The following is a 15,228-nucleotide window of genomic DNA, read 5'->3' on the forward strand; positions in this document are numbered from 1 at the left end:
CGCGACGAGCTGCTCAACTCCTGGCGCTTTGACTCCCTGCGCGAAGCCCGGGTCATCATCGAAGACTGGAGGATCGACTACAACGCCAACCGACCCCATTCGGCCCACCACGGACTCACCCCCGCCGAGTTCGCCCTACAGTGGACCACGACCCACCAACCTCAAGCCGCATAGCGACTGGACCATCGAATGGGTCCCCCTCAGGACGCCATGCGTTCGTCGCCTGCCTGGCCCGGAGCCGACCGGACGTCGAGGTGCACCCGGTTCTTCGCGGTCTTGCCCTCCGGAACGCGCTGGAAGAAGATCCGCGGACCCCGACCGTCGGGGTCGATCACCGCCGACGCATCGTTTCGGCGTTCCTCCGGGATGCCCATCGCCTCCAGTGCGGCGTCCCAGGTGCCGAATCCCGCAGGCGGCGCCTGGATCCGGTACCCGAGCACCTCGGCCCAGAACGCCGCAAGGGCCGCGGGATCAGCACAGTCGAATGTCACCTGGATCTCTCTGGTCATGTCTCCACTGTGGCCTACATCGAGGACAGCCACGGTCCTCATCGCAAGGAAGCCCAGGCGTGGATCAGCGAAGCCGCTCGCCGTACACCCGCTTGACCGACATCACCATCAACACGCGCCGATCCGACACCATCACGCTGCGGTACTCATCCCAGTCCGGGTGCTGGCCGGCGGCCTTCCGGTAGTACTCGACCAGTGCCTCCACCTCGGGGCCGTGGGGATCGGCGCCCGGCCCGATCAGCGTGACATCGCCCTCTGCGGTCGCCCAGGTGTAACGGTCGGGTCCGGTGACCTCGAGCGCCGCGCGCGGATCGCGGCGGAGGTTGACCGTCTTGGCCCGTCCCTCGGTCATCGACACGTAGATCGTGTCCGCGTCGCGGTCGTAGAACGGGGTCACCGGCGAAAGCTGCGGCAGGCCGGAGGACTTGATGGTGGCGAGAACGCCGAGACGTGATTCGGCGAGAAGGTCGCGCGGGTCGTACTCAGAGGTGGTCATGGTCTGGGCAACTGCCCTCGGTCGGCGACTATTCCGGCGCGACGGACGCACCGGACCCGGCGCGGAACCCGGACATCGGACCACGAGGGCCTATACCTTCATACGGTGTTCACGATCGGAATAGTGGCGGCATCGCTTGCCGCGGTGGCCTATGGACTGTCGACGGTCCTTCGCGCACTCGGCGCCCGGAACGCCGCCGGACCCGACGCCGCCGGTGTCACGGCCAAGGGCGGGCCGTCGTTGCGTTCGACGCTCGACACCTTCCGCGACCCGGCCTTCCTCGTCGGCACCCTCATGGTGGTCCTCGGTTTCGCCGGTGGCGCCGTCGCCGCACGACTGCTCCCGCTCTTCCTCGCACAGACGATTGTCGCCGGGAACCTGATCGTCACCGCGCTTCTCGGCAGCGTCCTGCTCGGGACCAAACTGCGTGGCCGGGACCTGGCCGCGATGGGCATCGTCGTCGCTTCACTCTGCATGCTCGGCGCGTCGGCGTCGCATGAGGCCGCGACCGCCCACGACATGGCCTTCCACTGGGCTCTGTTCATCGTGTCGACGGTGGTCGCGGTCGTGGGCCTGATCGTCGTGCACCTCCTCGGAAGGCGCGGCGCGATCCTCGCGGGGGCGCTCGCCGGCGCGATGTACGGCGCCCTCGCGGTGGCGGTGCGCGTCCTCGACGGCGTGCACCCATTCGACCCCGCGGCGCTGCTGACCGATCCGGCGGCCTGGACCATCGCCCTCGCCGGCGCCCTTGCGTTCTACGTGCAGACGGTCGCGCTCCAGCTCGGTCCGGTCAACGCCGTCACAGCCGTTCTGGTGGTGGGCGAGGTCGGCATTCCGTCGGTGATCGGTGTGCTGTTCCTCGGTGACCGCGCCGTCGACGGACTCGGGTGGCTCGCCTACGTCGGTTTCGTCGGTGCGATCGCGGGCGCCTTCGCGGTCGCGTGGCTCACCTCCCAACCCGACGGCAACGACGCGCAGCGCGGAGTTGCCGCAGGTTCGACCTCCTGACATTGCAACATTCTTCTCTATTTGTGTCTTTGGCCGTAGGATCGGCGACATGGACGTGCGCGAGATCCTGACCACCATTCCCACCGACACCGCCGAGGCACTCGAGCTGTTCGACTCCTGCGACGCGATCGACCCGGAGTTCATGATCGGCACCTGGCGTGGCGCGGAGCTGCCGACGGGCCATCCCCTCGACGGCTTCCTCGCCGCCAGCGGATGGTGGGGCAAGCAGTTCGTCGACGCCGAGACCGTCCACCCGCTGCTCTTCCCCACCCGCAACCACACCGCGCTGTGGGCGATGAACCCGGCGATCGCCTTCAGCGGGCTATCCGTTGCGGAGAAGACGCCCCAGGTGAAGACGATGTCGTTCGCGACACCGATCGCTGCCACCCGACTGCTGAGCCAGACCCGCAAGGCGCGCGCACGGCTGCGCACAACTCGCTATCGCGGCACCGACACCGCAACCATGGTCTACGACCAGTTGCCGATCAACGATGTCTTCCACCGCATCTCCGACGACGCGGTGATCGGCGCCATGGATCTCAAGGGTTCGCCGGCACCGTACTTCTTCGCACTTCGACGCGACGATTCGTTGCGGTTGATCTGAACACTCAGAGATCGGCGAGCGCCGCTCTCAGCATGTTCGCCTCGGAGACCGCGTCGCGGAGTGCGACCTTGGCCTCCGATCGGCCCTGCTCGGCGGTCGACAATCGCTGACGCGCGAAGCGCAGTGAGTCCTCGACGCGGGACAACTGCTCGCGGAGTTCCCTTGCCCGAGAAACGAGTTCGTCGACCTCCGCGGACGCCTCGTCCACCGCGGAGGACGCGTCGCCGAGACCTTCGCGCGCGGACTGCTCGTCGTCCTCGGCCCGGGCGATCCGGGCCTCGAGTTCACGCCTGGTCTGGTCGTCCTCATCTGTACTCCCGGCCTCGTCGGCCGACTCCTCGCCGACATCCTCCGGGCCGGCACCGCGACCATGCCCGGCCGCGCGTTTCGACTCGGCCGGCGGGTCGGGAACGACGAAGACCCCTGCGGGGCCGAAACCGCTGTACTCCGCAGAGGTGACGAGGCGTCCGCGTCGGAGATCGTCCAGGATCTCGGCGTCGGCGATCGCGGCGCGCAGCGTCGTCGCGACCTCGCGAACCGCGCTGTCGGACAGCTGCACTCCGAGCGAGGAGGCGGTGCCGGCCACGCCGTCGGCGGAGTCGGTGATCAACTCCTGGCGCCGACGGGACAGTTCGCGCATCGTGTCGACCGCCGAACGCCGTTGCGCCGCAGACAGGTCCGCGGCCAGCGAGGTGACCTGGTCGCAGTCGTCGGGATTCGCGCGCACCCACTGGTTGATCGCCCAGGCGGCCTGCGTCGGCCTGCGCAACTTCGAGATATCCTTGGCCAGAGAGGTTTCGCCATCGGCCTTGACCTCCTTGGCGATCTCGTTTCGTCGCTTCACGAACAGGTCCGGCGCCAGGCCGTAGAGTTCGTCGACGGTTTCGTCGTACCGGGACATCACATCACCCGCGACCGGCAGGATGTCGCTTACACATGAGCCGATCGTACGGCTCCGACTGCCCGTCATCCGACACATCACGGCGGCCTAAACTTGAACAGTTCCAGAAATGGGTGCATACTCGTCCACATGCTCACCGACGACGACTGCGCCACCCGGCTGCGCTCGGCTCGACTCCGCGTCACCCGCCCGCGGGTCGCGGTCATGCGTGCGGTGCATGCACACCCCCATGCCGACACCGACACCGTGCTCGGCTCCACGAGAGCCGAACTCGCCGACGTCTCCCAGCAGACCGTCTATGACGTGTTGGCCGCGTTGACATCTGCCGGTCTCATCCGGCGGATCCAGCCGTCGGGGCACGTGGCTCGCTACGAGTCCCGGATCGGCGACAACCACCACCACGTGGTCTGCCGCTCGTGCGGTGCGATCGGGGACGTCGACTGTGCCGTCGGCGCAGCTCCGTGCCTGACCGCGTCCAACGACCAGGGCTTCGTCATCGACGAGGCCGAGGTCGTCTACTGGGGCCTCTGTCCCGACTGCCAGGCCTGAACCACCGAAGATCCGACCACACCTGACCGCCCGGTCCACATCTGTGGACCGGGCGGGATCAAGGCTGCGCCCAGCCACCATCACCATTTCCCGAAAGGAATGACATGGCGCAAGAACACCCGCCGATCGCCGAGGCCAACACGCAACCGCCCGCCGGCGGTTGCCCGGTCATGCACGGCCAGGCCAAGCAGCCCACCGAGGGCGGCGGAAACCGTGACTGGTGGCCGAACCAGTTGAATCTCAAGATACTGCAGCACAATCCGGATGTCGTGAACCCGCTCGACGCCGACTTCGACTACGACGAGGCCCTCAAGGGCCTCGATGTCGAGGCCCTCAAGGCAGACCTGATCGCCCTGATGACCGATTCGCAGGACTGGTGGCCCGCGGACTTCGGCCACTACGGCGGCCTGATGGTGCGCATGTCGTGGCACGCGGCGGGCACCTACCGCGTCCGGGACGGACGCGGTGGCGCCGGGGCCGGTATGCAGCGCTTCGCGCCGCTCAACAGCTGGCCGGACAATGCCAACCTCGACAAGGCGCGTCGTCTGCTGTGGCCGATCAAGAAGAAGTACGGCCAGGCCGTCTCGTGGGCCGACCTGCTGGTCTTCGCCGGGAACGTCGCACTCGAGTCGATGGGATTCGAGACCGCGGGCTTCGCCTTCGGCCGCGTCGACGAGTGGGAACCCGATGACGTCTACTGGGGTCCCGAACTCGAATGGCTGGCCGATCAGCGGTACTCCGGTGACCGCGAACTCGAGAAGCCGCTGGCCGCTGTGCAGATGGGTCTCATCTACGTCAATCCCGAAGGACCCGAAGGTAATCCGGACGTCCTGGGATCGGCCGCCGACATCCGGGACACCTTCGCCCGGATGGCGATGAACGACGTCGAGACCGCGGCACTCATCGTCGGCGGTCACACTTTCGGCAAGACGCACGGCGCCGGGGATGCGAGCCAGGTCGGTCCCGAGCCGGAGGCCGCCGCACTCGAGGACGCCGGTCTCGGCTGGCGGAGCTCGCACGGCGAGGGCAACGGTGCCGACACCATCACGAGTGGTCTCGAGGTGACCTGGAACCCGACCCCGACCCAGTGGGACAACGCCTTCCTGGAGACCCTCTACGGCTACGAGTGGGAGCTGTACAAGAGCCCGGCGGGCGCCAACCAGTGGCGTCCCACGGACGGCGCCGGCGTGGGCACCGTGCCGATGGCCTTCGGTGACGGCAAGACCCACCCGTCGATGCTGACCAGCGACCTCGCACTCCGTTATGACCCCGAGTACGGGAAGATCACCCGCCGCTGGCTGGATCACCCGGAGGAGCTGGCCGAGGAGTTCGCCAAGGCCTGGTTCAAGCTGCTCCACCGCGACATGGGACCCGCGATCCGCTACCGCGGACCGCTGGTTCCCGACGTCACCTACGACTGGCAGGACAACGTGCCGGTGCACGAGGGACCGCTCGTCTCCGAGGCAGACATCGCCGCACTGAAGGTTGCGCTACTCGGGTCGGGCCTGTCGGTCTCGCAGCTGGTGAAGACCGCATGGGCGGCCGCATCGTCGTTCCGCGGCAGCGACTTCCGCGGCGGCGCCAACGGAGGTCGCCTCCGTCTGCAACCGCAGGCGAGCTGGGAGGCCAACGAGCCCACCGAACTCGCCGACATCGTCGCGACGCTGGAGGGCATCGCCGAGTCGTTCACCGGTGAGGCGGGCGCGAAGATCTCCTTCGCCGACCTCGTCGTCCTCGGTGGCGTCGCCGCTATCGAGAAGGCCGCTCGCGATGCGGGAGTCGACGTCACCGTGCCGTTCACGCCGGGCCGCACCGACGTGGCGCAGGACGACATCGACGTCGACTCGTTCGCATACCTCGAGCCCACCGCGGACGGTTTCCGCAACTACCTCGGCAGTGACAACGGCAAGCGGGGTGCCTCACTGCCGGCCGAGTTCACGCTGCTCGACCGGGCGAATCTGCTCACCGTGAGCGCGCCGGAGATGACCGCCCTCATCGGCGGCCTGCGCGTGCTCGGTGCCAATTACCAGAACTCGGCACTCGGTGTGCTCACCGACAAGCCGGGCGTGCTGACGAACGACTACTTCGTCAACCTGCTCGACATGTCCACCAAGTGGTCGAAGACCGACGACGAGAACGTCTTCGTCGGCACCGACCGCGCAACCGGTGAACAGACCTGGACCGGCAGCCGCGTCGACCTGGCGTTCAGCTCGAACTCGCAGCTGCGCGCCCTGGCCGAGGTGTACGCCTCCGACGACGCCGAGGAGAAGTTCGTCAAGGACTTCGTCGCGGCGTGGGACAAGGTCATGAACCTGGACCGGTTCGACGTCTGAGCCGATCCGTCGGTCAGCTGACTCGCTGATCGCCTCTCACACGACGATGCGGTGGTATCCGACCCGGGTGTCACCGCATCGTCGTCTCCGAGGAGCGCAGTCGTTCCGCGCGGCACGATCGCGAATTCGGAACTATGCTGGCGCTTTCCTCGAGGTGGCGGATGACCGTCGTGGCAGAAGGAGATCGCGATGTCCGGCGAGCACAAATCCCTGGGGCACATCCGACTGACCTCGCACAGCGGCGGAGTCGACGCCCCGCCCATCCACTGGGGGGCACCCACCGCGGCCGAGCGCGGGCCGGTCATCGGGACGACCGGAGTTCGCGCTCACCGCAACGTGATCGGCACCCACAGCGGGTCGTACAGCGTCTACCGTGCGCTGGCGGTGGCCGCCGGTGCGCTGGCCCGCGACCATCGCGCGGATCTGACCAACACCTCCCCGACCGACCACATCGGACCGTATCCGCAATGGGGAGATCCGAAGGCGATCGTCTCGCTCGATCCCTGGGGAGCGACGGTCGCCGAGAGCTTCCCCGACAAGATCGCCGCCGGCTACGACATCCGACCGACCATCGCGGTCACCAAGGCGCACGTCATCCTCCCCGAGATCGCCGAGGCCATCGAGAAGGGGCGGCTCGTCCCCGACGGCAAGCTGCTGCTCCCGAGCGGCGCCGCCCTGGTCACCAAGGCCGCGGTCGAGCCGGTGTGGCATCTGCCCGGTGTCGCCGAGCGCTTCGGCTGTTCCGAGGCCGAGCTGCGGCGGGTGCTGTTCGAGGAAACCGGGGGCATGTATCCCGAACTCGTCACGCGATCGGACCTGGAGGTCTTCCTGCCACCCATCGGCGGCCAGACCGTCTACGTCTTCGGCGATGCCCGTGATCTCGCCGATCCATCGGTCGAGCTGACCGCCCGCGTCCACGACGAGTGCAACGGCTCGGACGTGTTCGGTTCGGACATCTGCACCTGTCGCCCGTACCTCACGCACGCGATCGAGGAGTGCATCCGCGGCACCCAGCGCGGAGGCGTGGGCCTGGTCGCCTACTCCCGCAAGGAAGGGCGCGCACTGGGCGAGGTGACGAAGTTCCTCGTCTACAACGCCCGCAAGCGACAGGAAGGCGGCGACACCGCCGACCAGTACTTCGCCCGCACGGAATGTGTTGCCGGAGTTCAGGACATGCGCTTCCAGGAACTCATGCCCGATGTGCTGCACTGGTTCGGGATCACCAAGATCCACCGGCTCGTCTCGATGAGCAACATGAAGTACGACGCGATCACCGGCTCGGGCATCGAGGTCGGCGAGCGGGTCAACATCCCCGATGAGCTGGTCCCGGCCGATGCCCGGGTGGAGATCGACGCCAAGATGGCCGCCGGCTACTTCACCCCGGGACCCGTGCCCGACGCCGAGGCGTTGCGAAAGGTCAAGGGCCGGGGGCTCGAGTGAGCGGCACCGTGCGGAACGGCACCGCCGACCGGTCCGCGGGGACACCCGACAATGACGTCGCCGCGGCCGCGCTGCTGCGAACGAGCACCGCGGTTCGCGAGCGTTCGCGCCGGCTCCTCGAGCGTGCCCGCGACGGCCGGTCCCCCTGGTTCACGGTTCACGACGATGCCCTCGGTGTCGCTGCGGACATCGTCGTCGAGACGACCCGCGGTCGCTATCCCGACGGCACGATCCCATTCCACAGTCGCTGGCGCCATTTCGAGGCCGGCGGCGTCGACCGGCTCGGAGCGCTTCGTGACGCACTACCGTCGACGAACTCCCCCGACCACACCCGTGCACTCATCGACGTCGTCCTGGTCAGCGTGCTCCTGGACGCCGGGGCCGGTCCCGAGTGGTCCTATCGTGAGGAGTCGAGCGGCCTGGTCCTGACCCGCTCGGAAGGACTCGGCGTCGCCAGCTGGCAGGCGTTCACCGCCGGGTTGTTCTCCGACGATGCGGCGCAACCCCTCCGCGTCCACGCGGCCGGCCTCCGTGCGGTGACGATCGAGAGTTTGGGCGGCGCCTTCCAGGTCTCCCCCACCAATCCGCTCACCGGATTGGCGGGTCGCGTCGAACTGTTGCGTCGGCTGGGCGACGTTCTCGCCGATGAACCGACGGTGTTCGGCCCCGACGGCCGGCCCGGACGGCTGTTCGATCACCTGACCGCGGACGGTCGCGGAACGGTGACCGCTGCCGAGATCCTCGGCTCCGTGCTGACTCACCTCGGCCCGATCTGGCCGTCGGACAACAGGATCGGGTCCGTACCGCTGGGCGATTGCTGGCCTCACCGCGCAGTGACCGGACCGGGTCTCACCGCCGGGTGGATCCCGTTCCACAAGCTGTCCCAGTGGCTGACCTACTCGCTGCTGGAACCGTTCCTCTGGTCCGGCGTCGAGGTCACCGGCCTCGACGAGCTGACGGGTCTCCCCGAGTACCGCAACGGTGGACTCTTCCTCGACACCGGCGTGCTCACACTTCGGGACGAGGACTGGGCCGACGTCGAATGGGAGGTCGGCGACCAGATCGTCATCGAATGGCGTGCCCTCACCGTCGCCCTGCTCGACGAGATCGCCGGACTCGTCCGCGAACGGCTCGGGACCGACGCGGCGACGATGCCGCTGGCCTGCATCCTCGAGGGCGGAACCTGGGCGGCCGGCCGGGTCCTGGCCACCCGCCTGCGGAACGGGCTGCCGCCCTTGTCGATCCGCAGCACCGGAACCGTCTTCTGAGAACCACGATAGGGGAACCCATGGGCACCGTCGCCGTCATCGACCATCCACTGGTGCAGCACAAGCTCACCCTGATGCGCCGGAAAGACACGTCCACCAACGACTTCCGGCGCCTGCTGAACGAGATCTCCACCCTCATGGCCTACGACGTGCTGCGGGACATCCCCATGCACGAGATCACCATCGACACACCGCTGGAGACCACCACGGCGAGCGTGATCGACGGCAAGAAGCTGGTGTTCGCGGCGGTCCTGCGTGCCGGCGCCGGGATCGCCGACGGCATGCTCACCGTCGTGCCGGGCGCGCGGGTCGGCCACATCGGCCTCTATCGCGACCCCAAGACGATGGTCGTGGTCGAGTACTACTTCAAGATGCCGCCGGATTTGGACGAGCGCGATGTAGTGATCGTCGATCCCCTTCTCGCGACCGGCTTTTCGGCGGTCGCGGCGATCGACCGGATCAAGGAGTACGCGCCGCGATCGATCAAGTTCATGTGCCTCGTCGCCTGTCCGGAAGGCATCGACGTCCTGCACCGGGCACATCCCGAGGTTCCCGTCTACACCGCCGGGATCGACCGCGAACTCGACGCCGACGGATTCATCCGACCCGGCCTCGGGGATGTGGGTGATCGGGTCTTCGGGACGGCGTGAGCGCACGCCGGTCAGGAGACCTGCCACGCCACCGCGGCACCGATCGCGCCGGTGGCGTTGAGGGCCCAGTGCAAGGCGATGGGGGCGAGGAGACTCGTGGTGCGCTGCCGTAGCCAACCGAGAACGAAGCCCGCGAGGCCGGTCGCGACAACCGCACCAGCGATCCCGGCGACCTGCGCGACGGTGCCCGACCCGAGGGTGTCGCTGAGTCCTTCGTTTCCTTCGGTGAGTCCCGTCGAGGACAGGATGTGCCACAGTCCGAAGGCGACGGCGCCGTAGACAAGGGTCCCGGTCGGACCGCACAACCGGCCGAGGGTTCCCTGCAGGACGCCGCGGAACATCAGTTCCTCGGGGATGGCGGTCTGTAGCGGGATGACGACGAACGCGGCCAGCAACGCCTCGGATGTGTCGTCGTAGCGGTCCGAGAGGAAGAAGTCACGGGTCGCCGGGATCGCGACGGCGGTCGACACGATCGCCGCCACGACGATCACCGAGGCGACGGCGAACGGGACACCCGCGCGCAGTTCGGCGCGGCTCAGTCCCAGTTCGCGCCAGTCGAGTCCGCCGAGCCGCGCTATGAGCAGCAAGAGGATCGCCGCCACCGGGATGATCAGCACCGCGAACACGCCACTCGAGCGGTGAGCCGCGACGTTGACCGCGATCAGGGCCGCGACGATCACGACGAGCAGAGCCACGTCGTGGCGTCGGGACGGTGCGGTCATCCGTCGAGTGTCGCGCAGTACCGCGGCCCGTGGCGCCGATCGACGCCCGGTGGCCCAGAATGGTGCCGTGCCCGACACCGTCCGCGTTCCCGAACGTCTCGAACGACATCAGGTCGCGCTGTATCTCCTCGCGATCGGCGCGGGCCTGACGTTCGGGCTGACGGTGCCGTCGGCGGCCGAGTCGATGGACGTGGCGGTCACCCCGTTGCTGGCCGCTCTCCTCTTCGCCACCTTCCTCCAGGTCAGGGCGACAGATCTCGTTGCCTCGCTGCGCGACCGAAGGTTTCTGGCGGTGGTGCTGGCGGTGAACTTCGTTCTCGTGCCGCTCGTGGTCTGGGCGTTGTCTCCCCTTCTACCGGCTGATGACGCCATCCGGATTGGTGCGCTGCTGGTGCTGTTGTGTCCGTGCGTCGACTACGTCGTCGTCTTCGCCGGTCTCGCCGGGGGTGACCGGCAGCGCCTGCTCGCGGCGACGCCGCTGCTGTTGCTCGCCCAGATGCTCATCGTCCCGGTGTATCTGACACTCCTGCTCGGCGAGGACCGGGCAGCGATCGATCCGGAGCCGTTTCTGTGGGCGTTCGCGGTTCTGATCGCCCTCCCCCTGGTCTTGGCCTGGCTCTCGCAGGCATGGGCCGTCCGGAGCGATGTCGGGCGTCGTACCGGCGACGCGGTGTCGGTGACGATGGTCCCGCTGATGATGGCGGTGCTTGTCACCGCTGTCGGATCGCAGGTCCCGCGGATCGATTCCCGTTTCGACGACATCGCCGGCGTCATCCCGGTCTACGTCCTGTTCCTGATCCTCATGGCGATCGTCGGGCTCGGCGTCGCCCGCGCCCTTCACCTCTCACCGGCGTCCGGGACAGCCGTCGTGTTCTCTGGCGCGACCCGCAATTCGCTCGTGGTGCTCCCGCTGGCACTGGCGCTTCCGGTCGGCGCCGAGCTGGCCGCGGCGACGGTGATCACCCAGACGCTCGTCGAGCTGATCGGGATGGTGCTCCTCGTGTGGGCGTTCAGCCGTGCGGCACGTCGGGGCGCTCTCAGACCACTCCGGCGTCGTGCATGAGGATCGCGACCTGGACGCGGTTCGAGGCGTCGAGCTTGGTGAAGATGTGCGAGATGTGCGCCTTGACCGTCGCGAGGCTCATGTAGAGCCGGTCGGCGATCTCCGCGTTCGAAGCCCCCCGCGCGAGTTCGACGGCGACGTCGTGCTCCCGGGCGGTGAGCGACTCGATACGGGTTGTGGCAGAGAATGATCGGGCTCCCCCGCCGTCAACAACCTGCTTGATCAACGCGGCGGTGACCGAGGGACTCAGCGCGGGTTGTCCGGCGAGCACGTTGTGGATGGCTGCGACGATCTGGTCGGGCGCGGTGTCCTTGAGGAGAAAGCCGTCGGCGCCCATGGCGAGCGCGCGTACCACGAAGTCGTCGGCGTCGAAGGTGGTCAGCACGATCACCGCCGGCGGCGCCGGCAGTGCCTTGAATCGTCCGGTGGCCTCGATGCCGTCGAGAACCGGCATGCGCAGGTCCATCAGGATCAGGTCGACCGGATCGTCGCGATGGCTGTCGAGGGCTTCCTGCCCGTTGCCTGCTTCGGCGACGATGTCGAGCTCGGCGTCGCCCCCGAGGAGGAGCCGGAGTCCCGATCGGACGAGCGGGTCGTCGTCGACGATCATGATGCGTGCGGTCATGACTGCCACGGTAGCCAGACGTGCAGCAAGAATCTCTTGTCGTCGCTGACGGTCGCGGACTGCCGCCCACCGTGCAGGCCGACGCGCTCGGCGAGTCCGACCAGGCCGTAACCCGGGGCGGGTGAGGCGGCTCCGGCCGTCAGCGGCAACGGGTTCTCGACGAGGAGATCGACGCCGTGGTCGGGGCCACCGCGGATGTGCATCGTGACCGGCGCGCTCGGAGAGTGTCTGCGGGCGTTGGTCAGGGCCTCCTGCACACACCGATAGAGCGTGCGGGCGATAGTCGGAGGCAGTGCGGCGGGGTCGATCTCGCACCGCGCGTCGACCCGCATTCCGAGCCGCTGCGCCTCGTCGACGAGCGCCATCAGGTCAGGCGCATTCTGTGGTTCCTCCGGCGCGGCGTCGCCCGGGCCCTCCCGTAGGACCCCGAGGACCTCGCGCAACTCGGTGAGCGCGAGATGTGAGGTCTCCTGGATCGTGCGTGCCGTCTCACGCACCTGCTCACCGGTCAGGTCCGTTCGGTAGGCCAGTGCCCCGGCCGACATGCTCATCGCCGAGATCCGGTGGGCGAGAATGTCGTGCATCTCGCGCGCGATGCGCGCACGTTCCAGCGATCGCGCCTGCTGCACCTTGGCCTGCTGCTCGGCTTCCGACGCGAGCGCCCTGGCCTGCCAGCTCGCGAGGAGTTCCCGCCGCGAACCGATGTACATGCCCCAGGACACCATCGCCGCGGTGAGTGCGGCAATGACGGCGTAGACCACGAGCGCCGGGTCGTCTTCCTCGGCGGGGGTTGAGAAGAACTGCGACGCGACCACATTCGCGACCACGCACAGGAGCGTCAGCGGGATGATCTCGACCCACCGCCGGCGGGTCGCCATCGACACCAGCGAGAGAGTCGCCGGGCCGAGCGACGTCGTCGACACGATCCCCGCGAGGTTGGTGAACACGGTCACCGCAACGGGATACCGACGCCGCCACCAGACCGCCGAGTACGACGCCACCCCGAGTGCGAGGTCGGCGAAAAACCACCAGCGCACCTCGTTCCACAGGTATCCGGCGCGGGTGCTGAACACGGCCGCGGAGACCAGCAGCATGAGTGCGAGTCGCCACGCGTGACCGGCCCACGTGAGCGGGGGTTGGTACTGCTCGGGTTTCACAGTCGCTCACGCTAGTCGGACAGTTCGGGCGCGACCTCCGACCATCGGATACGACGCGTCTACGACTTTCGGCTGATGTACCCGTGAACCGGCGACCGATGTGGGCGACCACCTGCCCCGACAACCATGAGACCCATGATCACAGTGCAGAACCTCACCAAACGATACGGCGAGCACGTCGCGGTCGACGACGTCTCGTTCACCTGTCGGCCCGGGCAGGTCACCGGCTTCCTCGGCCCGAATGGTGCCGGCAAGTCGACGACCATGCGCATCATCGCCGGGCTCACGCCGGCCAGCGCTGGGGTCGCGCACCTCTACGGCGTCGACTACCGGACCATCCCGAACCCGGCCACGCAGGTCGGCGTTCTGCTCGACGCCTCTGCGCAGCACGCCGGACGGACCGGCGCCGAGATCCTTCGTCTGGCCGCGATGACGATGGGGATCAGCGGCGACCGGGTCGAGGAGATGCTCGAGAAGGTGAGTCTCACACCAGAGGAGGCGGGCCGTCGGGTGCGCAACTACTCCCTCGGAATGCGCCAGCGCCTCGGTATCGCCGCCGCGCTGCTCGGTGACCCGAAGATCCTCATCCTCGACGAACCGGCCAACGGCCTCGACCCCGCCGGTATCCACTGGATGCGAACTCTGTTGCGCAACTATGCCGATCGTGGCGGCACGGTCCTGCTGTCCTCGCATCTGCTCCACGAGATCGAGATCATCGCCGACGACATCGTCGTCATCGGCAACGGGCGGATCGTCGCGCAGGGGCCAAAGGCCGAACTGCTGGCCGGCGCCGGATCGCGCGTCCGCTCGCTCGATGACGAGGCCCTGCTGCGAGCACTGACCGCAGCTCAGATCGTGGCCCGTCCCAACACATCCGGAGGACTCGACGTCGACGCAGACCCGGTCGACGTCGGCCGCGCCGCGGCGGCGGTCGGTGTCGTCCTCACCGAGTTACGTCCCGCCCACGGTGCACAACTCGAAGCCATGTTCCTGCAGCTGACCTCCGACACGCAGCGCGAGCAGCCCACCCTCGAAGGAGCCCTCCGATGACCGTCGCCGACTTCCGCGCACCCCTCCCGACCACCGGCGGGATCGACGTCGACCGCCCCGGTATCCCGTTCGGGCGCCTCGTCGGCGTCGAACTCCGCAAGCTCGTCGACACCCGGGCCGGCTTCTGGTTGACCGCGTCGATCGGCGTCATCGCCGCGGTCATCATGGTCGCGATGCTCATCGCCAACCGCAACGATCCCGAGAACCTCAACCTCGGCGAGTTCTTCGGGCTGATGAACATCCCCACCGCGATCATCCTGCCGATCCTCGCGATCCTGCTGGTCACCGGCGAATGGAGCCAACGCACCGCGCTCACGACCTTCACGCTAGAACCCCGCCGGGAACGGATCATCGGCGCGAAACTCGTCGCGTCGTTGATCACCGGAGTGGCCGCGGTCGCGGTGGCACTGGTCCTCGGGATCATCGGGAACAGCATCGCCGCCATCGCCTTCGCCGACCCGGCCGGCGCCTGGGGACTGGGCGTGGCCGGATTCGTCAATTCCTTTGTCATCCAGGCATTCGGTCTGCTGCTCGGATTCGGTTTCGCCGCCCTGATCCTCAACACCCCGGGAGCCGTCGTCGCCTACTTCGCGCTCCCGACGGCCTTGTCGGTGGTCAGCGAACTGGTCCCGTGGTTCAAGGACAACCTCGGGCAGTGGGTCGACACGACGCTGACCCACATGCCCTTCCAGTCCGGGGAGTGGGCCACCGGCGGCGAGTGGGCGCGGCTGCTGGTGTCCGGCCTGATCTGGATCGCGCTCCCCCTCGGCATCGGGCTGGTTCGCGTGATGCGGTCCGAGGTGAAGTAGGGCATCTCGACCGAACCGGGCACGGACGACCACCACCGGCGGTA

16 protein-coding genes and 1 pseudogene are annotated in these 15,228 nt (G+C 68.0%); 11 read left to right on the top strand and 6 right to left on the bottom strand.

All coding sequences use genetic code 11. From position 1 onward, the window contains the following. A partial coding sequence (locus tag BJF87_RS02020; protein ID WP_139319406.1) for an integrase core domain-containing protein occupies window positions 1-174 on the top strand: 174 nt, incomplete at its 5' end. 29 nt (window positions 175-203) lie between these two features. Here BJF87_RS02020 and BJF87_RS02025 read toward each other — a convergent pair. Continuing rightward, window positions 204-509 (bottom strand): annotated as a pseudogene (locus tag BJF87_RS02025) (VOC family protein); the annotation flags it as partial. Between the two features lie 64 nt (window positions 510-573). Continuing rightward, a complete protein-coding gene (locus BJF87_RS02030; protein WP_075862561.1) occupies window positions 574-1,005 on the bottom strand; it encodes a PPOX class F420-dependent oxidoreductase in 432 nt (143 codons plus the stop codon). A 123-nt stretch (window positions 1,006-1,128) separates the two neighbouring features. Here BJF87_RS02030 and BJF87_RS02035 point away from each other — a divergent pair, with 123 nt between their 5' ends. Both BJF87_RS02035 and BJF87_RS02040 read left to right on the top strand, forming a co-directional pair. After that, window positions 1,129-2,013 carry a hypothetical protein gene (locus BJF87_RS02035; RefSeq protein ID WP_262338840.1) on the top strand — a complete coding sequence of 295 codons (885 nt, stop codon included), beginning with the start codon at window positions 1,129-1,131 and terminating at the stop codon, window positions 2,011-2,013. A 49-nt stretch (window positions 2,014-2,062) separates the two neighbouring features. Next, window positions 2,063-2,617 (top strand): DUF4334 domain-containing protein, encoded by a 555-nt coding sequence (locus BJF87_RS02040; RefSeq protein WP_075862563.1) that lies wholly within the window; start codon window positions 2,063-2,065, stop codon window positions 2,615-2,617. Between the two features lie 4 nt (window positions 2,618-2,621). Here BJF87_RS02040 and BJF87_RS02045 read toward each other — a convergent pair whose 3' ends face one another. Further along, a complete protein-coding gene (locus BJF87_RS02045) occupies window positions 2,622-3,518 on the bottom strand; it encodes a hypothetical protein (RefSeq protein ID WP_075862583.1) in 897 nt (298 codons plus the stop codon). A 129-nt stretch (window positions 3,519-3,647) separates the two neighbouring features. On the opposite strand from BJF87_RS02045, the gene BJF87_RS02050 reads away from it, so the two are divergent. The 5 genes from BJF87_RS02050 to upp all read left to right on the top strand — a co-directional run bounded on the left by BJF87_RS02050 (window position 3,648) and on the right by upp (window position 9,758). Continuing rightward, on the top strand, window positions 3,648-4,067 hold the full coding sequence (locus BJF87_RS02050; protein WP_035752313.1) for a Fur family transcriptional regulator: 420 nt from the start codon (window positions 3,648-3,650) through the stop codon (window positions 4,065-4,067). Window positions 4,068-4,171: 104 nt separating this feature from the next. Further along, entirely contained in the window at window positions 4,172-6,400 is a 2,229-nt protein-coding gene (gene katG / locus BJF87_RS02055; RefSeq protein WP_042375734.1) for a catalase/peroxidase HPI, read from the top strand. Between the two features lie 189 nt (window positions 6,401-6,589). Beyond that, a complete protein-coding gene (locus BJF87_RS02060; RefSeq protein ID WP_006864987.1) occupies window positions 6,590-7,840 on the top strand; it encodes a GTP cyclohydrolase II in 1,251 nt (416 codons plus the stop codon). Further along, on the top strand, window positions 7,837-9,108 hold the full coding sequence (locus BJF87_RS02065; RefSeq protein WP_081790103.1) for a URC4/urg3 family protein: 1,272 nt from the start codon (window positions 7,837-7,839) through the stop codon (window positions 9,106-9,108). Before BJF87_RS02060 ends, BJF87_RS02065 begins: the two co-directional genes overlap by 4 nt. A 20-nt stretch (window positions 9,109-9,128) precedes the next feature. Next, a complete protein-coding gene (gene upp / locus BJF87_RS02070) occupies window positions 9,129-9,758 on the top strand; it encodes a uracil phosphoribosyltransferase (protein WP_035752308.1) in 630 nt (209 codons plus the stop codon). A gap of 11 nt (window positions 9,759-9,769) precedes the next feature. Here the strand turns inward: upp and BJF87_RS02075 are convergent, their stop codons facing one another. Continuing rightward, a complete protein-coding gene (locus BJF87_RS02075) occupies window positions 9,770-10,480 on the bottom strand; it encodes a CPBP family intramembrane glutamic endopeptidase (RefSeq protein ID WP_006360947.1) in 711 nt (236 codons plus the stop codon). Between the two features lie 67 nt (window positions 10,481-10,547). Here BJF87_RS02075 and BJF87_RS02080 point away from each other — a divergent pair, with 67 nt between their 5' ends. Continuing rightward, window positions 10,548-11,543 (top strand): arsenic resistance protein, encoded by a 996-nt coding sequence (locus tag BJF87_RS02080; RefSeq protein WP_187346448.1) that lies wholly within the window; start codon window positions 10,548-10,550, stop codon window positions 11,541-11,543. Here the strand turns inward: BJF87_RS02080 and BJF87_RS02085 are convergent. Beyond that, window positions 11,518-12,168 (bottom strand): response regulator transcription factor, encoded by a 651-nt coding sequence (locus BJF87_RS02085; protein WP_006360945.1) that lies wholly within the window; start codon window positions 12,166-12,168, stop codon window positions 11,518-11,520. The genes BJF87_RS02080 and BJF87_RS02085 overlap by 26 nt on opposite strands. Next, the gene (locus BJF87_RS02090) at window positions 12,165-13,325 is read right to left on the bottom strand and encodes a sensor histidine kinase (RefSeq protein WP_075862565.1); all 1,161 of its coding nucleotides are present in this window, start codon (window positions 13,323-13,325) and stop codon (window positions 12,165-12,167) included. The genes BJF87_RS02085 and BJF87_RS02090 overlap by 4 nt, the downstream gene beginning before the upstream one ends. A 135-nt stretch (window positions 13,326-13,460) precedes the next feature. Here BJF87_RS02090 and BJF87_RS02095 point away from each other — a divergent pair, with 135 nt between their 5' ends. Beyond that, window positions 13,461-14,375, top strand: a complete 915-nt coding sequence (locus BJF87_RS02095; RefSeq protein ID WP_187346449.1) for an ABC transporter ATP-binding protein — start codon at window positions 13,461-13,463, stop codon at window positions 14,373-14,375. Continuing rightward, on the top strand, window positions 14,372-15,184 hold the full coding sequence (locus BJF87_RS02100) for an ABC transporter permease subunit (RefSeq protein WP_075862567.1): 813 nt from the start codon (window positions 14,372-14,374) through the stop codon (window positions 15,182-15,184). Before BJF87_RS02095 ends, BJF87_RS02100 begins: the two co-directional genes overlap by 4 nt. The last annotated feature ends 44 nt before the right edge of the window (window positions 15,185-15,228 follow it).

The organism is Gordonia sp. CNJ-863, from assembly GCF_001942325.1.
GTDB lineage: Bacteria > Actinomycetota > Actinomycetes > Mycobacteriales > Mycobacteriaceae > Gordonia > Gordonia alkanivorans.